Origin of the sequence: Caulobacter sp. Root655, assembly GCF_001427665.1 — a bacterium.
Classification (GTDB): Bacteria; Pseudomonadota; Alphaproteobacteria; order Caulobacterales; family Caulobacteraceae; genus Caulobacter.
In genome coordinates this window covers 279252-301269 of the sequence record NZ_LMHC01000023.1, presented here as the reverse complement: position 1 = coordinate 301269, position 22018 = coordinate 279252, and the positions used below count along the sequence as shown (strand labels likewise).

Genomic DNA, 22018 nt, shown 5'->3' with positions numbered 1-22018 from the left:
GCCGGGACCCAGATTCATCCCGAGCGGCTCGTGAGCTTCACCTGGGCCCCGGCCTTCGCCGGGGAAACGGGGAAGGGGCCCTGATTCAACGCTAGAAGGCAGGCCCTAGACCGCCATGTTGTCGATCAGCCGCGTCCTGCCCAGCCACGCGGCGACCAGGATGCGGGCGTTCGCGTCGTTGATCGGGCCAGGGCCCAGGCGCGACAGGTCGCTGGCCTCGCGGACCTCCAGATAATCGATCTGACCGAACCCCGCGGCCGTCAGGGCGGCCTTGCCGGCGGCCTCGGCCTCGTCGACCCGGCCGCCAGCCGCCACGGCCTGGGCGGCGGCCTTCAGCGCGGTCGGCAGAGCGACGGCGGCGGCGCGTTCCTCGGCGCTGAGATAGGCGTTGCGCGAGGAGAGGGCGAGGCCGTCCGGGGCCCGCGCGGTCGGGGCGCCGATGATCTCGACCGGCAGGTCCAGGTCACGGACCACGCGCTTGATGACCTGAAGCTGCTGGTAGTCCTTCTCGCCGAACAGGGCGACTTCGGCCTGGGCCTGGATCAGCAGCTTGGTGACCACGGTGGCGACGCCGCCGAAGAATTGCGGCCGCGCCGCGCCTTCCAGCGGTTCCGAGACGCCCGAGACCTCGATCGCGGTCGAGAAACCCGGGGCGTACATCTCGGCGACATTGGGGGCGAACAGCAGGTCGCAGCCGACTTCAGCCAGCAAGTCGACGTCACGGGCCTCGCCACGCGGATAGGAGTCGAAATCCTCATGCGGGGCGAACTGCCGGGGATTGACGAAGATGCTGGCCACCGTCCTTTGGGCATGGACCTGTCCCAGCTTGATCAGCGACAGGTGGCCTTCGTGCAGGGCGCCCATGGTCGGGATCAGGGCGACGCGCTCGCCTGCCGTCTTCCAGGTGCGCACCTGGTCGCGCAGGTCGGCGACCGTACGGACGATCTTCGGGGCCGGATGGGACACGGCGAACTCCTGCGTCGAACAGGCGTTGGCTTATGACGGAGACCACCCCGGGCGTCCACCTGCGACAATGGGTCCACAGGGAAGGAACCCTGGATTGACGCCTAACCCTCTCAGGGTACGTCGTTCATGTTAATCTTTCAGTGAGAGTCGCCGAGTCGGGCGAAAAGAAGGAAGGCAACCATGGCCGAGCCGCGCGTCATCGTCGTCGGCAATGAAAAGGGCGGAGCGGGCAAGTCCACGATCGCCGTGCACCTGGCCACCGCCCTGTTGTACGGCGGCGCCAAGGTGGCGCTGCTGGACCTGGACCTGCGCCAGTGCTCGTCGATGCGGTTCTTCGAGAACCGCCAGGCCTGGGGCGCGGCCAATGGCGTGACCTTGCCCATGCCGATCCAACAACGCCTCAGCGACGACGACGTCGCCCTGGCCGCCGGACCGGAAGTCGGTCAGGTCGAGAAGTTCGAGGCCGCGTTCGCCGCCGCGCGCGACGCCGCCGACTTCGTGCTGATCGACACCCCCGGCGGCGACACCGCGATTTCGCGCATGGCCCACGGCCTGGCCGACCTGATCGTCACGCCGATGAACGACAGCTTCGTCGACTTCGACATGCTGGGCCACATCGATCCGGTCACCATGGATCTGCAGAAGCCCAGCCTCTATTCCCTGACCGTGTGGGAGGCCCGCAAGGCCCGCGCCCTGTCGGGCCAGCGCCAGGCCCTGGACTGGGTGGTGCTGCGCAACCGCCTGGCCACCACCGAGGCCCGTAACCGCAAGCGCGTCGAGGATCGCCTCACGGCCTTGTCGAAGCGGGTCGGTTTCCGCATGGGTCCGGGTCTGCGCGACCGGGTGATCTATCGCGAACTGTTCCCGTTCGGCCTGACCATCGCCGACCTGTCGCCCCAGGTGCGGCCGGTGCCGGTGTCGTTGCAGCACCTGGCCGCGCGCCAGGAACTTCGGGCCCTGATGCATTCCCTTGGCCTGGCCGCCTTTTCCGGGGAAACTCTGCTCGCCGCCGAGTAGGCGTCTGGCGGCGTCAGGGACGCTGAATGTTCTATCTGCTGATCGGCGCGGTGGTCGTCGTCTTCTTGCTGTGGGGCCGCCGCAAACCGTTCCTGAAGGGCGACGGCTGGCGGATCGGCGCCGGCGTGACGGCTGTCGTGGCCTTTGCCGGCGCGGCCTATGCCAGCATTCGCGGGGCCTGGGAGCCGGGCGTCGTGCTGTTCGTGATCGGGCTGTGGACGGCGGTGACGGCGCGACAGCGGCCCGTCGTGCGCCGGGCGGGGGCGGACGCCAAGCTTGAGCTCAGCCTGTCCGAAGCCCGGTCCATCCTGGGTGTTGGCCCGCAAGCCACCGGCGCGGAAATCCAGGCCGCCTATACTCGCCTGATCCGCCTGGCCCATCCCGACAAGGGCGGCACCGCCGGTCTGGCCGCGCAGCTCAACGCCGCGCGGGATCGTCTCTTGAAATAGCCCGCGTTCAGCCCGGCGCCAGGACCATGCAGGGCTGACGCTTGGCGGAGATCGCCTGGCAGGCGCCGCGGGCCGCCTCGGCGGTCAGGCCCTGGAACTGGGCCCGGAAGTTCCCGCCGGCCGCGCCCTCGACCGCGCCCTCGGCGTCGGACACGAACTTGGAAAAGCGCGAGCGCACGATCATCAGTTGTTCCCGGGCCAGGCCCTTGGACTTGAACGCCCCGACCTGCACGCCCCACTCGCCCTTGGCCTTCTTGGCCCCCTTTGCCGGAATTTGAGCGGCCTTCAGGGTCGGCGAGACCTTGAGCGCCGGCGGCGGCCGGGGATTGTCGGTCAGCACGATCTTCAGGCCGGCCTGGTCGCCGTCGCCTTCCTCGGACGAGGGACGCATGATCGGGCCGGTCGGCTCGTCTTCATACAGGTTGGAGGCGATGGTGGTGCGCTCGCCGTGCGAGCGACGCTTGAGCACGTCGAAGCCGGTGGTCAGCAGGTCTTCCATGTTGTTGTCGCGCCAGGCGGTGGACGAGCCGCCCAGGACCACGGCGATCAGGCGGCGACCGTCGCGCACGGCCGAGCCGGCGAGGTTGTAGCCCGAGGCGTTGGTGTAGCCGGTCTTCAGCCCGTCGAAGCCGGGCATGTTGGTCAGCAGGCGGTTGTGGCCGCGGACATAGTTGCCGCGGAAATTGAAGCCGGTGATGCTGAAGTAGGAATAGTACTGCGGGAAGTCGCGCATGGTGGCGCGCGACAGGATGGCCAGATCGCGGGCGGTGCTGATCTGGCGGCTGTCGGGCAGGCCAGAAGCGTTAACGAAACGGCTGTTGCGCATGCCCAATTCTTGACCACGCAGGGTCATCAGGGCGGCGAAGCGGCTCTCGCTGCCGCCGAGTCGCTCGGCCATGGCCACGGCGGCGTCGTTGGCCGACTTCACCGTCATGGCGCGGATCGCTTCGTCGACGCTGATGCTGTCGCCGGCCTGCAGGCCCAGCTTGGTCGGGGCCTGGGCGGCCGCGCGGGACGAGAACGGCACGCGGTCGGTCAGCTTCAGCCGGCCTTCGCTGAGCGCCTCGAAGGTGAGGTACAGCGTCATCACCTTGGTGACCGAAGCCGGGTAGCGCGGGCTGTCGGCCCTTTTGTCGTAAAGCATTTCGCCCGAATTGGCGTCGATCACGATCGCCGCGTACTTGGGCTCGGCGCTGTTCAGCTGCAGGTACGGGATTTGCGCGGCGGCCGTCGTCGGCGCGGCCAGGCCGCACATCAGCGCGCTAGCCAGGCCAGCGGCAGCCAGAACGAAACGGGCGGACATAAACTTGGCGAACATGAGAAATGCGTCCGTCATTTGAACTGAGCGGTTCCGCACCGCCACACGCGTGACCTTAGCATGCGCGTCGTCGCCTTACGCTAAAGTAAACAAGTGGTGAGTGGTTTCGCCGCGGACATGGATAATTTCAAGGCGTTGCGGTGACGCTTCGGTTATCGCGCATCAGTTGAATGGCTCTTCCCTAGGGTTATGGTGCGCTGCACAAAATTCTTGACTGCTGCACTGCAACATGAGACACCGATGTTGTCCCAACCGCATGAGCAGGATCGTTAGTCCCGCGCCATGCCCCGCCTTTGCCAGGAGCCTCCCCATGGCCGCTACCGAAACCCTGAAGAACACCGTCGAGCAGTTCAGCACCGCCTCGAACCAAGCGTTCAAGGACGGCGTCGAAAAGTCCCTGGCCGCTCTGGCCGAGGCCAACACCCATTCGAAGAAGAACCTGGAAGCCGTCGTCGCCTCGGTGACCGCCGCGACCAAGGGCGCCGAAGCCCTGGGCGCCCAGGCGTTCGCCTATTCGAAGAAGGCCGCTGAAGACCAGGTCGCCGCCGCCAAGTCGCTGGCCGGCGCCAAGAGCGTCCAGGAAGCCGTCGAGCTGCAGACCGCTTGGGCCAAGTCGGCCCTGGAAGCCTACATCGCCCAGGTGAGCAAGGCTTCGGAGATCGTCTCGGCCTCGATCAAGGACTCGGTGAAGCCGCTGAACGAACGCGTCAGCGCCACCGTCGAGAAGTTCCAAGCCGCGCGCTAAGCCTTTCGGGCCCTCAGGCCCCAGGCGATAGAGCCGCGACACAGTTTGAAGGCCCGGACCGGGAACGGTCCGGGCCTTTTTTCTTGTCCTGTGATCACGTCGCGCTAAGCATGGGGCCAGGTTTCTGGAGTGTGTGATGTCGAAGGTCGAAGAGCGTCTGGCGGGTCTCGGAATCGTGCTGCCGCAACCGGTGGCGCCGGTCGCCAACTATGTTCCCTTCGTCCAGGCCGGGAACCTGATCCATATTTCCGGTCAGATCTCGCTCGACGCCAATGGCGGCCTCAAGGGCACGGTCGGGACCGAGGTCGACCTGGAAACCGCCCAGCAGGGCGCGCGCCTTTGCGGGATCAACCTGCTGGCCCAGATGAAGGCCGCCACGGGCGACCTCGACCGGGTCAAGCGGGTGGTCAAGCTGGGCGGCTTCGTCCAGGTCAGCCAGGACTTCACCGACATCCCCAAGGTCATCAACGGCTGTTCGGACCTGATGGTCGAGGTGTTCGGCGACGCCGGCCGCCACGCCCGTTCGGCGGTGGGGGTCTATCGCCTGCCGTTGGGCTTCTCGGTCGAGGTCGACGCCGTGGTCGAGGTGTTCTGATGCGCGCCCGCGCCCGGCCCGGAACCGAGGTGTTCGGCGAGGCGTGGGAGCGCCTGTTCGAACCGGCCGTGGCGCATCGCGGCCTGTGGTCGCCCGGCGGCGCGCCCGAGAACTCCCTGGCCGCCTTCCAGGCCGCCTGCGCCGGCGGCTACGCCATCGAACTGGACGTGCAACTGACCGCCGACAACCACGTGGTGGTGTTCCACGACGATCATCTCGAGCGCCTGACCGGCGCCCCGGGCAAGCTGCGCGACCACACGGCCGCCGAACTGGGCCAGCTGACGCTGTCGGGCGCCGACGAGACCATCCCGACCCTGGCCGACGCCCTGACCGTGATCGGTCACCGGGCCATGGTCTATATCGAACTGAAGACGCCGTTCGGCGAGGTGGGTGAACTGGAGAAGCAGGTCTCCGAGATCCTGCTCGATCACAACGGCCCGACCGCGGTGATCGGCTTCAACCCCTATTCCCACGCCTGGTTCGCCGAGCACCAGCCGCAGATCCTGCGCGGCCTGGACAGCTACGGCTGGGCCGACGAGAACGCCCGCAAGCTGGCGCCGGAGCTGCGCAAGTCGCTGGCGGCGCTGGAGCATGTCGAGATCGCCCGGCCCGATTTCCTGGCCCTGGGAATGGACATGCTGCCCAGCCCGCGCGCCGACCTGCTGCGCGCCAAGGGCATGCCGGTGATCGCCTGGACGGTGCGCTCGGCTGAACAGTGGGACAGCGTCAGCGACCATTGCGACAACCTGATCTTCGAGGGCTTCGCCGCGTGACAGCCGTCAAGGCGGAGGTGCGCGTCCATCGGCGCATCGCCGAGATCGGCCGCGAGGCCTGGGACGCCTGCGCCGGGCCCTCGGGCGACCCCTTCGTCAGCTTTGACTTCCTCGACGCGCTGGAAGAGAGCGGCTGCGCCACCCCGCGCACCGGCTGGGCGCCACATCACCTGTCCGTCCAAGACGAGAACGGAGAGGTCGCGGCCGTCATGCCGCTGTATCTGAAGTCCCACAGCCAGGGCGAATACGTCTTCGACCACAGCTGGGCCGACGCCTACGAGCGGGCCGGCGGGGCCTATTATCCCAAGCTGCAATGTTCGGCGCCGTTCTCGCCGGTCACCGGCCCCCGGCTGATCGTCCGCCCCGACATCGACGTCGACGAGGGACGCATGGCTCTGCTGGGCGGGGCGTTGACCCTGTGCCAGCGGCTGGGCGCCTCGTCGCTGCACGTGACCTTCCCGAGGGCCGACGAATGGGCCTGGATGGGCGAGCGCGGCATGCTGCCGCGGCAGGACCAGCAGTACCACTGGCACAACGCCGGCTACGCGACCTTCGACGACTTCCTGGCCGCCCTGTCGTCCAACCGCCGCAAGACCATCCGTCGCGAGCGGCGCGACGCCCAGGCCGGGCTGGAGATCGTCGCCCTGACCGGCGACCAGCTGACCGAGGACCACTGGGACGCCTTCTTCGGCTTCTACATGGACACCGGCGGTCGCAAGTGGGGGCGACCCTATCTGAACCGCGCCTTCTATTCGTTGCTGGGCGAGCGGATGGCCGACAAGGTTCTGCTGATCCTGGCCCGCCGCCCGGGCGGCCCGTGGATCGCTGGGGCCCTGAACCTGATCGGCGGTGACTGCCTCTACGGCCGCCACTGGGGCTGCACCGAGGACGTGCCGTTCCTGCACTTCGAGCTCTGCTACTATCAGGCCATCGAGCACGCCATCCGCCTGGGCCTGCCGCGCGTCGAGGCCGGCGCCCAGGGCCAGCACAAGATCGCCCGCGGCTACCTGCCCAGCCCGGTCTATTCGGCCCACTGGATCGCCGACCCGGCCTTGCGCGAACCGGTCGCCCGCTATCTGGAACACGAGCGCGAGGCGGTCAGCGCCGAGATCGAGATGCTGACCGAGGAATTCTCGCCGTTCCGCGAGGAGCGTTAGCCGAGCCTAAGATAATTGTGAATCGTCTCAATTTCCGTTTCCCCGGCGAAGGCCGGGGCCCAGGTCATAGAGCAGGGTGTTTCGGAAGTCTGGCCGGCGTCGCGGCTGCATCTGGGCCCCGGCCTTCGCCGGGGAAACGGCGCTTGAAGGCAAGGCCGGTTTTGCCCGGTGTCATCACGCTTTAACCGAGCTCGACCTCGCCCACCTTGTCCTTGTAGGCCTTCTTTGGGTCGGTCCCGAGCAGCATGCGGACGCTGGCGAACAGGCTGTTCTCGTTCAGCCAGATCTGGGCGTGGCGTGGGTCGAACCGCAACAGGCGCAGCTTGGGATCGTCCTTGCCATCGAACCAGGCGGCGACGAAGGGATTCCACAGGCGTTCCAGCGTCGTGTAGTCGGTGTCCACCTTCAACGCGCCGTCCACGGTGGCGAACAGGTCGTGGCCTTTCGAGGCGAAGTAAATGAGCGCCTCGCGCCCAGCGGGGCCGGTCGCCGCGGCGATATGGTTGTCGGCCGAGGTGAAGATCCACAGCGGCCCGCTGTGGTCGCCCTCGAACAGCGCGGTCATCGGCTGGGCATGTCCGTCCGCGACCCCGGGAAGGGCCAGCATGACCGTGCGGTCGGACTTCAGGGCCTTCCAGAACTTGGCGGCGAGATCGGCGTCCTTGGGCATGTTGAGTTCCTCCGTACGAGACTTGAACGAAGGGTGAGCCGTCGTGTTCCGGCCTGGGAACCGCCCTATGAGCGTTCCCAGGCCGCCTTCAGCAGCGCGCGGACCTCGTCGTCCACGTCGCTCGGCGAGGCCAGGGCGAGCTTGGCTTTCAGGCGTTCCGACCAGCTTTCGTTCTTCGGCGACGAGAGGCGAGGGGAGGCTTCGGGCGTCAGCGCCAGGCCGAGCATCGCCGTCCCGCCCCTGACCGGCTTGGCGGCGGCGAACTGCACCTTGTGGGACCAGGCGCTGAAGGCCTTGCGCTGGCCGCTGACCATGCCGGGGAAGTCGGCGACGGCCGCTTCCAGCGCCCGCAGGATCGCGGTCGCGGCCGGGTCGGTCCACAGCGCCGCGCGCAGGGCGTCGGCGTCGTCCCAGCCCGGCCCTTCGGGAAAAGCCGCCGACAGGATGTGGGCCGCGCGGTTGACGCCCAGTCCGTGGACCTCCTTCAGCCATTGGGTCCGCGCCCGGGGCCGGGTTTCCGTGCAGTCGCGGCGAACGATCTCGACCCATTGCGCCAGGCTCTTGCCGGTGTCGCGCTCCAGGCTGGCCTGGACCGAGGCGAACCACTTCGCCTGGCGCTCGGTGAGTTGCTCGGTCATGCGCGGGTTTCTTCGAAATGGCCGGCCAGTTCGGCCAGCAGGCGGTCGCGGCCGCGCTCCGGCCGGTCCAGGTGCGCGAAGTGGGTCGCGCCGGGCAGACTCACGACCTTGACCGAGGACGAGCGGGCGGCGTCAGCCACGAAGGCGTCGAGGTCGGCCTGGCGGCTCCAGAAGTCGTGTTCGGCGCGCAGCAGCAGGGTCGGAGCGGTGATCGAACCAGCGTCGTACAGCCGCCGCCCGCAGGCCTGGTAGAAGCTGTCTTCCAGCGCGCCCAGCGGGGCGCGGAACTGGGGCGGCGCATGGGTTCCGCTTTCCGGGTCGCTGGCCAGCACCGCCGCCGCCAGGGCCTGGGCGATCGCCGGGTCGCGCCACGCGTCCTTGTCGACCGAGGGGATGCCGCGCTCCCAGGCGCCCAGCAGCGAGGCCGCCGGATAGAGCGCGTAGCCGCCGGTCGCCGGATCGAAGCGTCGCGGCTGTCCTGGCTGGGCGACCGCCGAGCCGGGGCCCAGCATCGGATGGGCGTCGGCCCCGCCATAGAGTCCATTGAGGATCACCAGGCCGCTGACGGTCTCCGGCCGCAGCGCCGCGTAGAACCCCGCCCACAGGCCGCCGGTCGCCCAGCCAACCAGTCCGACGCGGTCGCCGCCGGCCCGCTGGCTGGCCAGCGCGCGGGCGGCGTCGATGTCGCGAGCCACCTCGTAGGCGCGGGTCAGGGGTCGGCTTTCGCCGGGCGGCCGGGACATCGCCGCCGGCCGTTGCGAGGCGCCATAGCCGCGGACGTCCAGCAGATAGACCCGGCGGTTCAGGCGCAACGCCAGGTCGCCGGCCAGGGATCCGCCGGCCACGGGCAGGTCGAACGAGGCGACGCCGGGCGCCCGGGCCCCATGCAGCAGGATCAGCGGCGCGCCCCGTGGCGAGGCCGGGCTCACCTCGCGCACATGCAGGCGGACGCCGTCGTCGGTGGTGACGGACAGCTCTTCGCGGCGAAGCGCGCCGGCCTCGGCGAACGCCGGTCCGGCGGCGCCGAGCGCGGCCGTGGCCGCCAACACGCCGCGACGCGTCGGGCTCGTGGTCATTTGCGCGCCCCTCCCGGTTTGCTAGGTACAGGGCCGATCAACTGGAGACGATCATGAGCCTTCACGGAAGCTACGACGCCGACAACATCTTCGCCAAGATCATCCGCGGCGAGATTCCGGCCGTGAAGGTGTTCGAGGACGACCAGGTCCTGGCCTTCATGGACGTCTTCCCGCAGTCGCGCGGCCACGTGCTGGTGGTCTCCAAGACCAGCCAGGCCCGCAACCTGCTGGAGGCCGAGACCAAGACCCTGGGCCGGCTGATCGGCGCGGTGCAGAAGGTGACCCAGGCGGTGACCACCGCCCTGAAGCCCGACGGTGTGGTGGTCACCCAGTTCAACGGCACGCCGGCCGGCCAGACCGTGTTCCACCTGCATTTCCACATCATCCCCCGCTACGAGGGCGAGGCCCTGGGCCGGCATGGCGAGGGCATGGCCGATGTCGAGGACCTGAAGGCGTTGGCGGAGAAGATCTCGGCGGCGCTCTAGCCCCGGCGTCTCGTCAGGCGCCGTAGCGGGTCTTGAGCGGCGGCGCGCGCGTCCAAAAGCAAAGAGGCCCGGATCGCTCCGGGCCTCCCGCTGTCTTGTCGCGGCTTGACGCCTATTCGGCCAGGGCCGGTTCGGCTTCGTCTTCCTTGGGAGCCTTGCCCGGCTTTTCGGGCGCGCTCTCGATCTCGAAGTCGATCTTGCTGTCCTTGAGGATGACCTTGACGTGGCCCCCCCGGACGAGACGTCCGAACAGGATGTCGTCGGCCAGCGGCTTCTTGATGTGCTCCTGGATCACCCGCGCCAGGGGACGGGCGCCGTAGAGCTCGTCGAAGCCGTTCTTGGCCAGCCAGTCGGCCGCGTCGTCGCTCAGCGAGATCGTCACGTTCCGGTCGGCCAGCTGGGCCTCCATCTGCATGACGAACTTCTGCACGACCTGGCGGATGATGTCCGGCGTCAGCGGCTTGAAGGCCACCACCGCGTCGAGGCGGTTGCGGAACTCCGGGGTGAACAGGCGCTTGAGCGCGGCCTCTTCCTCGCCCTGCACCTTGTCACGGCCGAAGCCGATCGCCTGGCGCTGGGCGTCCGAAGCCCCGGCGTTGGTGGTCATGATCAGGATGACGTTCCTGAAGTCGACCTTCTTGCCGTTGCTGTCGGTCAGCACCCCGTGGTCCATGACCTGGAGCAGGATGTTGTAGACGTCGGCGTGGGCCTTCTCGATCTCGTCCAGCAGCACCACGGCGTGCGGGTGCTGGTCGACGGCGTCGGTCAGCTGGCCGCCCTGGTCGTAGCCGACATAGCCGGGGGGAGCCCCGATCAGCCGGCTGACGGTGTGGCGCTCCATGTATTCCGACATGTCGAAGCGGATCATCTCGATCCCGAGGGTCGAGGCCAGTTGCTTGGCCGCTTCGGTCTTGCCGACGCCGGTCGGGCCGCTGAACAGGTAGCTGCCGATCGGCTTTTCCGGGTCGCGCAGGCCTGCCCGGGCCAGCTTCATGGCCGAGGACAGCTGAGCAAGCGCCTCTTCCTGACCGAACACCGCCCGCTTCAGGTCGCGTTCCAGTTCACGCAGCGACTCGGTGTCCGACTTGCTGACCGACTTGGGCGGGATGCGGGCGATCTTGGCCACCACGGCCTCGATCTCCTTGACGCCCAGGACCTTCTTGCGACGGCTCTCGGGCAGCAACATCTGGCCGGCGCCCGCCTCGTCGATCACGTCGATCGCCTTGTCGGGCAGCTTGCGGTCGGTGATGTACTTGGCCGACAGCTCCACCGCGACCTTCAGGGCCTCGTTGGTGTACTTCAGCTTGTGGAAGTCCTCGTAATAGGTCTTCAGGCCCTTGAGGATCTTGATGGTGTCTTCCACCGTCGGTTCGTTGACGTCGATCTTCTGGAAGCGACGGACCAGGGCCCGATCCTTCTCGAAGTGCTGACGGAACTCCTTGTAGGTGGTCGACCCCATGCACCGCAGGGTGCCGGAGGCGAGAGCCGGCTTCAGCAGGTTGGAGGCGTCCATGGCCCCGCCCGAGGTGGCGCCCGCGCCGATCACCGTGTGGATCTCGTCGATGAACAGCACCGCGTTGGGGTGGTTCTCCAGTTCCTTGACCACCTGCTTGACGCGTTCCTCGAAGTCGCCGCGATAGCGGGTGCCAGCCAGCAGCGCGCCCATGTCGAGCGAGAAGATGGTGGCGCCGGCCAGGACTTCGGGAACCTGGTTGGTGATGATCTTGCGGGCCAGGCCCTCGGCGATCGCCGTCTTGCCGACGCCGGGTTCGCCGACCAGCAACGGGTTGTTCTTGGTCCGGCGGCAGAGGATCTGGATCGCCCGCTCGACTTCGTTGGCGCGGCCGATCAACGGATCGACCTTGCCCTGGCGAGCCTTCTCGTTGAGGTCGACGCAATAGGCTTCGAGGGCCTCGCCGCCGGTCTTGGCGTTGGGCTTCTCGACGTCTTCCTCGACCGTGGCGCCCTTGGCCGTCTTCGGCTCGGAGGCGCCCGCCTTCTTGGCGATGCCGTGGGCGATGAAGTTCACCGCGTCGTAGCGGGTCATGTCCTGCTCTTGCAGGAAGTAGGCGGCGTGGCTTTCCCGTTCCGAGAAGATCGCCACCAGCACATTGGCGCCGGTAACTTCTTCGCGGCCGGAGGACTGCACGTGAATGACGGCGCGCTGGATCACGCGCTGGAAGCCCGCCGTGGGCTTGGCGTCATCCTCGTCGTCGACGACCAGCGAGGCCAGTTCGACGTCGAGATAGTTCACGAGGCTCTTCTTCAGAGCGTTGAGGTCGACATCGCAAGCCCGCATGACCCCGGCCGCGTCGTCGTCGTCGGTGAGCGACAGCAGCAGGTGTTCAAGCGTGGCGTACTCGTGCTTGCGCTGATTGGCGTAAGCGACGGCGCGATGCAGGGATTCTTCGAGTGGGCGCGAAAAAGAGGGCAAGGGGAGGCTCCTCAATCCTTTTCCATGGTGCACTGCAGTGGGTGCTGATGCCTGCGCGCCGAGTCGATCACTTGCGCGACCTTGGTCTCGGCAACTTCGTAGGTGAAAACGCCGCAAACGCCGACGCCATGCTGATGAACGTGCAGCATGATCCGGGTCGCATCTTCGCGCGACTTGTTGAAGAAACGTTCAAGTACGTAAACGACGAACTCCATAGGGGTGTAGTCGTCGTTCAAGATTAGTACGCGATACAGCGAGGGCTTCTGCGTCTTCGGCTTCACTTCCGTGATGACCGAAGAGCCCGCGCCGTTGTTTTGTCCGCCTTGCTTTCGCTCGGCCATCGACCACTTTCTCCCGGCGGGCCGAACCACCCGCCTTGTTAGATTAGATATGGAAACGCGGCAGCTTTGGAAGGGGCTGCCGCGTCGGTGCGCCGCTTTAACACAGGGGCGCCGCGCAAAGTGGCTTCCCGCTTGGGATAGCGGTGATCCGCCCGAAGGCCGCGTTAGGGCTGTTGTCTGGCGAGGCGCGGAAATGGGGGCGATATGGGCGGTGCGCAAGGGCGTGAAGGGCCGACTCAGTCCGGAGTCGGGCGGTCCTGGCGTCCGGCGCCGGCGAGTCGCGCACGGCCCTGGAGGCGGGGGACGGAGGGAGTGTCGCCATGTGCCTGTTTTTTAGTCGGTTCGCCTTTCACCCCCGCGAGCGTAGACTGCCGTCGCCAAGCCATGAGGCGACCGATCGTCGGCCCGCCACGCGTTCGCGGCGCCGGACGGCGCCGGCCTGGAGGAGGACCGTCCCATGACCTCCGTGACGACCACCCAACTGAAGCAGGCTATCGAAGGCCGCGACGCGCGCGCCCTGACGGGGTTCTACGCCGACGACGCGGTGATGAGGATCATCGACCGCGACCACCCGCCAAGCTCTCCCCTGGAACTCCACGGAAAGGGCGAGATCCGGTCCTTTTACGAGGACGTCTGCGGCCGGGCGATGACCCACCATGTCGATGCCGTGATCGCTGACAACGAGCACCTGGCGTTCACCCAGGCGTGCGCCTATCCCGACGGCGCCCGCGTGTTCTCAACCGCGATGCTCACCCTGGTGAATGGCCTCATTACCGACCAGACGAATGTCCAGGCCTGGGACGGCTGACCGGGAGGCTCCCGCGGAAGGTTTGAGATCGCCGCCGCGTCTGGCATGGAGAGGGCGCAGTTAGGAGCCTCCTCGCGTGACCGACGCCCGCACCCAGAAGCAGCGCATGCTGGCCGGCGACCTCTATGATCCCATCGATCCCGAAATCCAGGCCGACCACGAGGCGGCGGTGGCCTGGATGGGGCGCTACAACGCCTTGGACCTGCCGGTCGGCGCGCGGCACGCCCTGCTGCGCGAACGGCTGGCCAGCGTTGGCGACCGCGCCAGCATCCGGCCGCCGTTCCATTGCGACTACGGCTACAACATCAGCATCGGCGAGGGCGTGTTCCTCAACTTCAACTGCGTGATCCTCGACGTGACCACCGTCACCATCGGGGCCCGGACGACGATCGGTCCGCACGTCCAGATCTACACCGCCGACCACCCGCGCGACCACGCCGAGCGCCGGACGGGGATCGAGTACTCGCGGCCGGTCGCCATCGGCTCCAACGTCTGGATCGGCGGCGGGGCGATCATCGTGCCGGGTGTGACGGTCGGCGACGACGCCATCATCGGGGCCGGCAGCGTGGTCACCCGCGACGTGCCGGCGGGCGCGACGGTGGTGGGCAATCCGGCGCGGGTGCGGGGGTAGGGGTAGGGCGTGCTCCCCCATTCATTGTCATCCCGGACGTAGCGAAGCGAAGATCCGGGACCGCCGGAAGCGCCGCGTTCACGCGCCGGTCCCGGATCGGCGCGCTGCGCGCTTGTCCGGGATGACAACGTTGGAGGCTCAGCCCTTCTTCGTCACCGGAATCCACGCCTCCAGCCCGCCTTCGCCGGTGCGGGGGTCGAATTCCGGGCCGTAGCGCTCGAAGAACGGAGCGTCGGCGGCCTCGTAGTCCGAGTTGGGTAGCCATTCGGTGTAGATGGCGTGCATGGTCTGGCGAATGGTCGAGATGTGCTCGGCATGGCGGAACACCGCGTACAGGTGGGCCGGTACACGAGCCGAAACGAAGCCCTCCGGCAGGTCGGAGAAGTCGGCCACCTCGACGCCGCTGACATAGTCGAAATTGCCCAGCTCGTCGCTGTTCAAGCACAGGCCGTAGGCGACGTCGCCGATCTGGCCGGGGATATGGCCGACGTGCTCGTTGAAACGCTGCCACTGGGCGGGGATGCCGCCGGGGCCTTCGCAGCCATAGTGGCCGGCGAGACCGGCGATCAGCAGGGCGCGGCCCTGTTCGATGCGCGGCGGGGCGAGGTCGGTTCGAGGCGATGAGTCCAGCATGAGGGGCTCCACGAGGCTGAGGGGTTCGAGGTCGCGCGCCGCCCGCACCTGCTCGGGGGTGATCCCGAACTGGTCGCGGAACGCGCGGGTGAACGCCTCGTGCGAGCCGTAGCCGGCCTCCAGCGCCACCGACAGGATGTCGGGCGCGCCATCGGCCAGGGTCCGCGCCGCCTCCGTCAGCCGCCGCGCGCGCAGATAGCCGATCACCGGCAGGCCGGTGGCGACCACGAACGCGCGGGACATGTGGAAGCGTGAAATACCGCCGGCGTCGGCGATCTCGTCCAGGTCGAGGACCTGGGCGAAATGGCTTTCGATGAACCAGACGGCTTTCTGGACGGGGTTCATGGCGGGTCTCGTGACGAAGCGTGGGGCTTGGATAGCCTGCCCGTCAGAGGGGCATTTGATCGCGATTGCTGGCCTGGGCCAATCCCACGTTCCGCCTCAGACGCCGCTCATCCCGGCGTTCGCCGGATGAGCGGTTCAGGGGCGCCTCACGCCTTCTCCACGAAGCTGTCGATCACCTTCTTGTCGCCGGCCTTGTCGAACGACACGGAAAGCTTGTTGCCCTCGACGGCGGTGATCTTGCCGTAGCCGAACTTGACGTGGAACACCCGGTCGCCGCGCTTGTGGGTGCTGGCCGCCGAACTGGCCGAGACGGCCACCAGCCGGCCCTCGCCCTCGATCGGGGCCGAGCGGGCGGCCGAGCCGCCAGCCCGCCAGCTGGGCGCCGCGCGCTCGCCGAAGCCTGACGCCCGGTCCTGGGCCCGCTTCCAGCCGGGGCTGTCGTAGCTGCCGGCGGTGAAGGTGCTGGTCCCGGGATCATCCCAGCGTGAGGCCACGGTCTGCTGCATGCCCGGTCCGCCGCCGTAATAGCCGGTCTCCGAGGCCGCATCGACGTGGGCCAGGGGCAGTTCGTCGACGAAGCGGCTCGGCAACTGGCTGGTCCAGCGGCCGTAGACCTGGCGGTTGGCCACGAAGCTGATCCGGGCCTCCTCGCGGGCCCGAGTGATGCCCACATAGGCGAGGCGGCGCTCTTCCTCGAGGCCCTTCTCGCCCTTGTCGTCCATGCTGCGCTGGCTGGGGAACACGCCTTCCTCCCAGCCGGGCAGGAACACCAGCGGGAACTCCAGCCCCTTGGCCGAGTGCAGGGTCATGATCCACACCGCGTCATCACCGGCCCCCTTGTCGAGGTCCATGACCAGCGACACGTGCTCCAGGTAGGCCTCCAGCGTGTCGAAGGCGCTCATCGACTGGACCAGTTCCTTCAGGTTCTCCAGCCGGGTCTGGCTGGTGGGGCCCTTGTCGAGGCGCAGGGCGTCGGTATAGCCGCTCTCCTCCAGCACCGCCTCCATCACCCGCTGGTGCGGAGTGTTGACGGCCAGGGCCCGCCAGCGGTCGAGGTCGCGCAGGAAATTGCTCAGCGCCGTGCGGGTGCGGGCCGGCAGGTCGTCGCCGCCGATGATCACCCGCGCCGCGTCGACCGTGGAGATGCCCTCCAGCCGGGCGATCTGCAGCAGCTTCTGCACCGAGGTGTCGCCGATGCCGCGCTTGGGGGTGTTGACGATGCGCTCGAAGGCCAAGTCGTCGTCGGGCGACTGGATCAGCCTGAGGTAAGCGTGGGCGTCGCGGATCTCGGCCCGTTCGAAGAACCGCGGGCCGCCGACCACCTTGTAGGGGATCTGCAGCATCACGAAGCGCTCCTCGAAGGCCCGCATCTGGAACGAGGCGCGCACGAGGATGGCCATGTGGCTGTACTTGCGGCCGGCCCGCTTGGCCTTCTCGATTTCGTCGGCGACCATCCGGCTCTCGGCCTCGCCGTCCCAGACGCCGCTGACCTTGACCTTCTCGCCGCCGGTGATCTCGGTCCACAGGGTCTTGCCCAGCCGGCTCTTGTTGGCGTCGATCAGGCCCGAGGCGGCGGCCAGGATGTGCTCGGTGGAGCGGTAGTTGCGCTCCAGCTTGACCACCTTGGCGCCGGGGAAGTCGCGCTCGAAGCGCAGGATGTTGTCGACCTCGGCCCCGCGCCAGCCATAGATCGACTGGTCGTCGTCGCCCACGCAGCAGACGTTCTGGCGGCCCTGGGCCAGCAGCCGCAGCCACAGGTACTGGGCGACGTTGGTGTCCTGGTACTCGTCGACCATCACGTACTGGAAGCGCCGCTGGAAGTCGGCCAGCACGTCCGGGTGGCTGGTGAGGATGGTGATGTTGTGCAGCAGCAGGTCGCCGAAGTCGCAGGCGTTGAGGATCCGCAGCCGCTCCTGGTACTGGCGGTAGAGGGTGATCCCACGGCCGTTGGCGAACTCGCCGGCCTCCGAACCGGGCACGCGATCGGGCGTCCAGCCGCGGTTCTTCCAGGTGTCGATCAGCCCGGCGAGGATGCGCGGCGTCCAGCGCTTGGCGTCGATGTCGGCGGCCTCGATCAGTTGCTTGAGCAGCCGCTCCTGGTCGTCGGTGTCGATGATCGTGTAGCTGGATTTCAGCCCCACCAACTCGGCATGGCGGCGCAGGATCTGGGCGGCCACCGAGTGGAAGGTGCCCAGCCAGCGCAGGCCCTCGGCCTGGTCGCCGATGATGTGGGTGATGCGTTCGCGCATCTCGCGCGCGGCCTTGTTGGTGAAGGTGACGACCAGCAGCTCCCACGGCCGGGCGCGGCCGGTCGCCAGGATGTGGGCCAGGCGGGTGGTCAGCACCCGGGTCTTGCCGGTGCCGGCCCCGGCCAGCACCAGGACCGGGCCTTCGGTCGCCTCGACGGCGGCGCGCTGTTCGGGGTTCAGGCCCTCCAGATAGTTCGGAGTCGGGCCTTCCGGTCCGCGCGGGCGGGCCAGGTCGGAGATGCGCGGGGCGGGGAGGTCGCCGGGGAAATCAGTCGAGTCGAAGCCTTGAGACATGGAACATATGTAGCACAAAGTTCGCCGGGCTTAAGCCCTCGCGCCCGATCGCGCGAAACAGGAACCTCGACCACGCCCCGCCGTTTTCCTGATGGGACGAAACGCACGGGAGAGACAAGGTGGCGTACCGTCACGACATGCATCCCCAGCACATCGGACTTGTGGGGCTGGCCTTGCTGATCGTTCTGCTGTTCGTCGGGGCCCTGGTGTGGGGCAGCTGGCGTTCGGGCCTGCTGGCCGTGCGGCCCGACGATTTCGCGATGCGGCTGCCGGCCGCGCCGACCCTGCCGCGGGCCCCGACACCCAATCCACAACCGGCGCCGTTGCCGAAGCCAGGGCCCGGCGTCGAGCGCTAACGGGCTTGATTGTGCTGTAGCGCGAACACCCGGCAGGCCGAGGCCAGCGGCCGGTCGCCGCGTCCGGCGTCGATGCGCTGGATCAGGCCGGCGATGCTGATCGCGTCGGCCGCCGCCGCGTGCTGCAGCACGGCCCAGAATTCCGGCTCCAGGGCCAGCGAGGTGGCGTGGCCGGCCAGGTTGATCGAACGCTTTTTAAGACTGCCCATCTCGCCGTCCCCATTTTCACATAGCAGGGGTCGCTGAACCCCTTGAATAAAAATGACGCGATGTCATCTTTGTGGGGTCCAGCAGGAGAATGCCCTATGATCGCGGCCACGCAAGCCCTCGGCGAGCAAAACCTCCGCCAGCCGATGCGTCGGCAGCGCGACGCGTTCAATCTGCAGCCTTTGCGGGCGCTTCGGGCCGTCCGGCGCCTGATCGCCGACAAGGAGGACACCCGCCAGGTGTTCGAGATCATGCGGGCGCTGTCGGGCAGGGCCATCCCCAAGGGCTATCGCCGACTGCTGAGCACGCCGGAGGGCGGCCGCATCGCCTACGAGCGCGACGAGTTCGCCGAGCGGCTGTCCGATCCCGCCTGGCTGGCCGGCTTCGCGCCCGGTACGGTGGGCGCGGCCTATCGCGAGTTCATCGCCCCGCGCGGCCTGTCGGCCGAGGGGCTGGCCGAGGAGAGCCGCAAGGTTCCGGAGGCCGACGTCGACGCGGCCCACCCGCTGGCCTGGTACGCGCGGCGGATGCGCGACGTCCATGACGTCTGGCACGTGCTGACCGGCTACGGGACCGACGCCCTGGGCGAGGTCTGCGTGGTGGCCTTCTCCTACGCCCAGACCCGTAGCCTGGGCTTCGCGGTGATCGCCATGGCCGGGGCCAGGCAGTTCGCCAGGCAGAAGAACGGCCAGCCCTACGGGCAGGCCGCCCGGCAGGCCTGGCGCAACGGCCGCAAGGCGGCCTGGCTGCCCGAGGTCGACTATCCGGCCCTGTTCGCCCTGCCGCTGGACGAGGCCCGCCACCGGTTGAAGATCTCGCCGGCCACGGTCTATCAGGGCATCCCCGAAAGTCTTCGCGACCGGTTCGTGGTCGCATGACCGCCGGCGACCGGACGGCCGCCAACCGCGCTGTCGCCGAGCGCTATGCCCGCGCCTGGGAGGCGGGCGACCTGACGGCCCTGCGCGCCTGCTATCACCCGGACTTCACCCTGCACTATTTCGGCGACCACCCGCTGAGCGGCGACCATGTCGGCCTGGCGGCGGCCCTGGCGACCCTGGCCGAGGTCAGCCGCCGCACGCGCCGCAAGCTGGTGAGGATCGTCGACGTCACGGCCGGTCCCGAACGCGCGGTGGTCATCGCCCGCGAGGCCTTCGAACGCGACGGCGTGGTCACCGAGCTGGACCGAGTGCTGGTCTACAGGATCGACGGCGACCTGCTGGCCGAGTGCTGGGTCTATGACGGCGACCAGGCGCTGGTGGACGAGTTCCTGCGCGGCTAGAGCCGTCACACCAGGAGCGTGGCCGCGCCCCATGCAAGCATCACGACTCCGCAAACACGGGCGACCCATGGCCCGCCTGGAAACACCTTTTCGGCCATGACCAGCAGTGTCAGGGCCGCGATCCAGGCCAGGTTCATCACTCCGCCGACAAATAGCAGCGCCATGAGCAGCCAGCAGCAGCCAACGCAGTAGGTCCCGTGCAGGACGCCCAGCCGGACGGCGCCCAGGGCTCCCGGCCGCCAGTGGCGTGAGAGGAACGCCGCGGGCGAGCGGCAATGGCCAAGGCAGGCCTGCTGCAGCGGCGAGAGCTGGTAGGCCCCGGCGGCCATCAGGACGGCCCCGGACAGCCACCGGCTCCGCGAGCCCATCGTCGCGGCCGAAACCAGGCTGGCGCGCTCCAGGCCCCAGTGCAGCCCCGCGGCCGCGAGCGAGAAGCCGAGCCAGACGAGCAGATAGCCCGCCGCGAACGCCCAGACGGGCGCCAGGCCCGCCGCCTGGCCATGGGCCAGCGCGTGCCGGTGCGCCCGTCCGTAGAGCAGGATGGTCGGGGCCGCGCTGGGCGTCATCATCGCGACCATCATGGTCCACCACATGGCGGCGGTCAGCGCCCAGAGGCCGGGGCTCCAGGCCGGCGGCCCCATCGCCATGTCCCGCATCTCCGCCGCGGACATCGACATCGGCATCGACATCGCGGCCGAGGCCTGCGCCGCCTTGTGCGGAAAGAGCGAGAGCGTGGTCATCTCCGACGCGCTCATGTCGAGCCCGGCGCCGGTCAGCAGGTAGAGCCAAGCCAGCGCGCAGAGCAGGGCCAGCCCCACCGACGCGATCATGCGCTCGTGCCTCAGCACGCGCTCCAGCATCGCCGCTTCGCTCTCGCTCGCCACGTCAGGCGGCCGCGGACGCCGTCCGTGAGCGTACGACGCCGTTGTTGTTCAGGTGCAGCCGGGCGAACTGCGCGTACTTGTCGTCGATCTGTACCAGGACAGGACCACCGGTCCGGCTCGAGGCGCTGCCGATCTCCGCCAGTTCATATTCGAAGCCGTCGGGCAGAATGATCTGCGCGCGGGTGTCGGCCCCGGTCACGGGATTGCGGATCGGGCGGCCGGTCAGATCGATATGGTCCTGGACAAAGACGCGGCCCTGGCGACCGTCGACGTCGATGTCGATGTCGATCCTGGTGAACACCGGATCGTGCATCTTGGTGAGCGTCGAGGCGAACACCGCGAACATCGTGGCGAACGGCGCGGTGTCCTGACCGCTCATGATCCGCAGGAGACCGTCGCGCTGGGCCGCGTCCGCCCGTTCATCGACGAAGGCCATGGCCTCGCCGTTGCCTTCATGGATCGGCCCGGGCCATTTGAAGATCGCCGCGATTTTCATGCCGTCCAGGCGCGCGTCGCCGAAACGCCCCTCGTCGATGACGATCCCGGCGACCGCGTGGCAATGTCCCTTGTCGGGCAGGGCGTTGAATTGGCAGTTGCAGCCGTACTCGCACGTGCAGTTGACGAGTTCCCGACCCTTGAATTCCCAAGGTGTCATTTCGGATCTCCTTCAAGGAGAACGATGTTACGCCAAATCGGACAAAGGGGCCAGCGCCGACGGCCGACTGGCCCGGCGGGGCGGGGCCTGATCCCTCACGGCGCCCGATGGCGGGCGATCAGCGGATCGGCCGCCGCCTGGGCCAGGATCCAGTCGCGGAAGGCGGCGATCTTGCGCACGCGGCGACGTTCGGCCGGGTAGGTGATCCAATAGCCGCCGCCGTAGTGGGCGACGACGTCGAACGGCGCGACCAGCCGGCCCTGGGCCAGGTCCTGGGCGTAGAAGATCGGCGAGCCCAGGGCCACGCCCTGCTCGGCCAGGGCCGAGGCCACCTCCAGCGCCTGGGCGTCTGCCATCAGGCGCGGCACGGCGCGATCGTCGCAGGGCGCGACCCCGGCCGCGTCGAACCACGTGGCCCATTCGGCGGCCGAGCCGATGCGCGGAGCGTCGACCAGGTCGGCGGGCGTGGCCAGGCCGCCGATCCGCGCCAGGAACGCAGGGGTGCAGAGGGCGGTCTGGATCGAGGGGGCCAGGTAGTGGCTTTCCAGGCCCGGCCAATGGCCCTGGCCGCCGCGCAGGGCCAGGTCGTAGGTCTCGCGCGTCAGGTCGACCACGCGGCTGGAGGTCTCCAGCCGCACGGCGATCCGGGGATGGGCCACCTGGAAGCCGCCCAGGCGCGGGGCCAGCCATTGGGCGCCGAGGCTCTGGACGGTGGTGATCGACAGCACGCCCTCCTCGGTCTCGACCAGGTCGGAGACGGCGGCGCGCAGGATGGCCATGGCCTCGGTGGCCGCCCGCGACAGGCGCTCTCCCGCCGGGGTCAGGTCCACCTCACGCGGCCGGCGCACGAACAGCGGCTGGTCCAGCCGTTGCTCCAGCGCCTTGACCTGCCAGCTGACGGCGGCCTGGCTGACGCCCAGTTCGTCGGCCGCCCGGGTGAAGCTCTTCAGGCGCGCGGCCGCCTCGAAGATCCGGATGGCGCTGAGCGGCAGGGTGGCGAGGATGTCTGGCAT

At 68.4% G+C, this 22018-nt stretch carries 25 protein-coding genes; 12 read left to right on the top strand and 13 right to left on the bottom strand.

The window, feature by feature from the left end; all coding sequences use genetic code 11:
- Positions 1 to 105 precede the first annotated feature (105 nt).
- The gene (gene panC / locus ASD79_RS16310) at positions 106 to 966 is read right to left on the bottom strand and encodes a pantoate--beta-alanine ligase (RefSeq protein WP_056723475.1); all 861 of its coding nucleotides are present in this window, start codon (positions 964 to 966) and stop codon (positions 106 to 108) included.
- A 180-nt stretch (positions 967 to 1146) separates the two neighbouring features.
- Between panC and ASD79_RS16305 the strand changes: the two genes are divergently transcribed.
- Both ASD79_RS16305 and ASD79_RS16300 read left to right on the top strand, forming a co-directional pair.
- Positions 1147 to 1983, top strand: a complete 837-nt coding sequence (locus ASD79_RS16305) for a division plane positioning ATPase MipZ (protein ID WP_056723473.1) — start codon at positions 1147 to 1149, stop codon at positions 1981 to 1983.
- Between the two features lie 26 nt (positions 1984 to 2009).
- Entirely contained in the window at positions 2010 to 2432 is a 423-nt protein-coding gene (locus ASD79_RS16300) for a DnaJ domain-containing protein (protein ID WP_056723472.1), read from the top strand.
- A 7-nt stretch (positions 2433 to 2439) separates the two neighbouring features.
- Here the strand turns inward: ASD79_RS16300 and ASD79_RS16295 are convergent, their stop codons facing one another.
- Complete coding sequence (locus ASD79_RS16295; RefSeq protein ID WP_056723470.1) at positions 2440 to 3750, bottom strand: D-alanyl-D-alanine carboxypeptidase family protein; 1311 nt, start codon at positions 3748 to 3750, stop codon at positions 2440 to 2442.
- A gap of 310 nt (positions 3751 to 4060) precedes the next feature.
- On the opposite strand from ASD79_RS16295, the gene ASD79_RS16290 reads away from it, so the two are divergent.
- From ASD79_RS16290 to ASD79_RS16275, 4 genes are all read left to right on the top strand, one after another.
- Positions 4061 to 4495, top strand: coding sequence for a phasin family protein (locus ASD79_RS16290; protein WP_007672504.1), 435 nt, complete (start codon positions 4061 to 4063; stop codon positions 4493 to 4495).
- Positions 4496 to 4631: 136 nt separating this feature from the next.
- Positions 4632 to 5090: a RidA family protein gene (locus tag ASD79_RS16285; RefSeq protein ID WP_007672502.1), complete on the top strand. Its 459-nt coding sequence runs from the start codon at positions 4632 to 4634 to the stop codon at positions 5088 to 5090.
- The gene (locus ASD79_RS16280) at positions 5090 to 5863 is read left to right on the top strand and encodes a glycerophosphodiester phosphodiesterase (RefSeq protein WP_056723468.1); all 774 of its coding nucleotides are present in this window, start codon (positions 5090 to 5092) and stop codon (positions 5861 to 5863) included. Before ASD79_RS16285 ends, ASD79_RS16280 begins: the two co-directional genes overlap by 1 nt.
- Positions 5860 to 7020 carry a GNAT family N-acetyltransferase gene (locus tag ASD79_RS16275; RefSeq protein WP_056723465.1) on the top strand — a complete coding sequence of 387 codons (1161 nt, stop codon included), beginning with the start codon at positions 5860 to 5862 and terminating at the stop codon, positions 7018 to 7020. The genes ASD79_RS16280 and ASD79_RS16275 overlap by 4 nt, the downstream gene beginning before the upstream one ends.
- A gap of 181 nt (positions 7021 to 7201) precedes the next feature.
- On the opposite strand, the gene ASD79_RS16270 is transcribed toward ASD79_RS16275, so the two are convergent.
- The 3 genes from ASD79_RS16270 to ASD79_RS16260 all read right to left on the bottom strand — a co-directional run bounded on the left by ASD79_RS16270 (position 7202) and on the right by ASD79_RS16260 (position 9404).
- Entirely contained in the window at positions 7202 to 7690 is a 489-nt protein-coding gene (locus ASD79_RS16270) for a pyridoxamine 5'-phosphate oxidase family protein (protein WP_056723462.1), read from the bottom strand.
- A 65-nt stretch (positions 7691 to 7755) separates the two neighbouring features.
- Entirely contained in the window at positions 7756 to 8328 is a 573-nt protein-coding gene (locus ASD79_RS16265; protein WP_056723460.1) for a DUF4287 domain-containing protein, read from the bottom strand.
- Complete coding sequence (locus tag ASD79_RS16260) at positions 8325 to 9404, bottom strand: alpha/beta fold hydrolase (RefSeq protein WP_056723458.1); 1080 nt, start codon at positions 9402 to 9404, stop codon at positions 8325 to 8327. The genes ASD79_RS16265 and ASD79_RS16260 overlap by 4 nt, the downstream gene beginning before the upstream one ends.
- Positions 9405 to 9457: 53 nt before the next feature.
- Between ASD79_RS16260 and ASD79_RS16255 the strand changes: the two genes are divergently transcribed.
- The gene (locus ASD79_RS16255; protein WP_056723456.1) at positions 9458 to 9889 is read left to right on the top strand and encodes an HIT family protein; all 432 of its coding nucleotides are present in this window, start codon (positions 9458 to 9460) and stop codon (positions 9887 to 9889) included.
- 112 nt (positions 9890 to 10001) lie between these two features.
- Here ASD79_RS16255 and clpA read toward each other — a convergent pair whose 3' ends face one another.
- Entirely contained in the window at positions 10002 to 12323 is a 2322-nt protein-coding gene (gene clpA, locus ASD79_RS16250) for an ATP-dependent Clp protease ATP-binding subunit ClpA (RefSeq protein WP_056723453.1), read from the bottom strand.
- A gap of 11 nt (positions 12324 to 12334) precedes the next feature.
- On the bottom strand, positions 12335 to 12664 hold the full coding sequence (gene clpS, locus ASD79_RS16245; protein WP_007672483.1) for an ATP-dependent Clp protease adapter ClpS: 330 nt from the start codon (positions 12662 to 12664) through the stop codon (positions 12335 to 12337).
- Positions 12665 to 13121: 457 nt separating this feature from the next.
- Here clpS and ASD79_RS16240 point away from each other — a divergent pair, with 457 nt between their 5' ends.
- Both ASD79_RS16240 and ASD79_RS16235 read left to right on the top strand, forming a co-directional pair.
- Positions 13122 to 13472: a nuclear transport factor 2 family protein gene (locus tag ASD79_RS16240; protein ID WP_056723451.1), complete on the top strand. Its 351-nt coding sequence runs from the start codon at positions 13122 to 13124 to the stop codon at positions 13470 to 13472.
- 76 nt (positions 13473 to 13548) lie between these two features.
- Positions 13549 to 14103 (top strand): sugar O-acetyltransferase, encoded by a 555-nt coding sequence (locus ASD79_RS16235; protein WP_304438985.1) that lies wholly within the window; start codon positions 13549 to 13551, stop codon positions 14101 to 14103.
- 138 nt (positions 14104 to 14241) lie between these two features.
- On the opposite strand, the gene ASD79_RS16230 is transcribed toward ASD79_RS16235, so the two are convergent.
- Positions 14242 to 15081, bottom strand: a complete 840-nt coding sequence (locus ASD79_RS16230; protein WP_056723449.1) for an AraC family transcriptional regulator — start codon at positions 15079 to 15081, stop codon at positions 14242 to 14244.
- Between the two features lie 146 nt (positions 15082 to 15227).
- Positions 15228 to 17624 carry an ATP-dependent helicase gene (locus tag ASD79_RS16225; RefSeq protein ID WP_056723447.1) on the bottom strand — a complete coding sequence of 799 codons (2397 nt, stop codon included), beginning with the start codon at positions 17622 to 17624 and terminating at the stop codon, positions 15228 to 15230.
- Positions 17625 to 17743: 119 nt separating this feature from the next.
- On the opposite strand from ASD79_RS16225, the gene ASD79_RS16220 reads away from it, so the two are divergent.
- On the top strand, positions 17744 to 17980 hold the full coding sequence (locus ASD79_RS16220; RefSeq protein WP_056723445.1) for a hypothetical protein: 237 nt from the start codon (positions 17744 to 17746) through the stop codon (positions 17978 to 17980).
- On the opposite strand, the gene ASD79_RS16215 is transcribed toward ASD79_RS16220, so the two are convergent.
- Positions 17977 to 18189 (bottom strand): ribbon-helix-helix domain-containing protein, encoded by a 213-nt coding sequence (locus ASD79_RS16215; RefSeq protein WP_056723443.1) that lies wholly within the window; start codon positions 18187 to 18189, stop codon positions 17977 to 17979. The genes ASD79_RS16220 and ASD79_RS16215 overlap by 4 nt on opposite strands.
- Before the next feature lie 96 nt (positions 18190 to 18285).
- On the opposite strand from ASD79_RS16215, the gene ASD79_RS16210 reads away from it, so the two are divergent.
- Positions 18286 to 19065, top strand: coding sequence for a Coq4 family protein (locus ASD79_RS16210; protein ID WP_082584988.1), 780 nt, complete (start codon positions 18286 to 18288; stop codon positions 19063 to 19065).
- Entirely contained in the window at positions 19062 to 19466 is a 405-nt protein-coding gene (locus tag ASD79_RS16205; RefSeq protein ID WP_056723441.1) for a nuclear transport factor 2 family protein, read from the top strand. Before ASD79_RS16210 ends, ASD79_RS16205 begins: the two co-directional genes overlap by 4 nt.
- 5 nt (positions 19467 to 19471) lie before the next feature.
- On the opposite strand, the gene ASD79_RS16200 is transcribed toward ASD79_RS16205, so the two are convergent.
- The 3 genes from ASD79_RS16200 to ASD79_RS16190 form a co-directional block, all read right to left on the bottom strand.
- On the bottom strand, positions 19472 to 20326 hold the full coding sequence (locus ASD79_RS16200; RefSeq protein WP_056723440.1) for a DUF2182 domain-containing protein: 855 nt from the start codon (positions 20324 to 20326) through the stop codon (positions 19472 to 19474).
- A gap of 25 nt (positions 20327 to 20351) precedes the next feature.
- Positions 20352 to 21005, bottom strand: coding sequence for a DUF1326 domain-containing protein (locus ASD79_RS16195; protein ID WP_056723438.1), 654 nt, complete (start codon positions 21003 to 21005; stop codon positions 20352 to 20354).
- Positions 21006 to 21100: 95 nt separating this feature from the next.
- Positions 21101 to 22018, bottom strand: a complete 918-nt coding sequence (locus ASD79_RS16190; protein WP_056723436.1) for a LysR substrate-binding domain-containing protein — start codon at positions 22016 to 22018, stop codon at positions 21101 to 21103.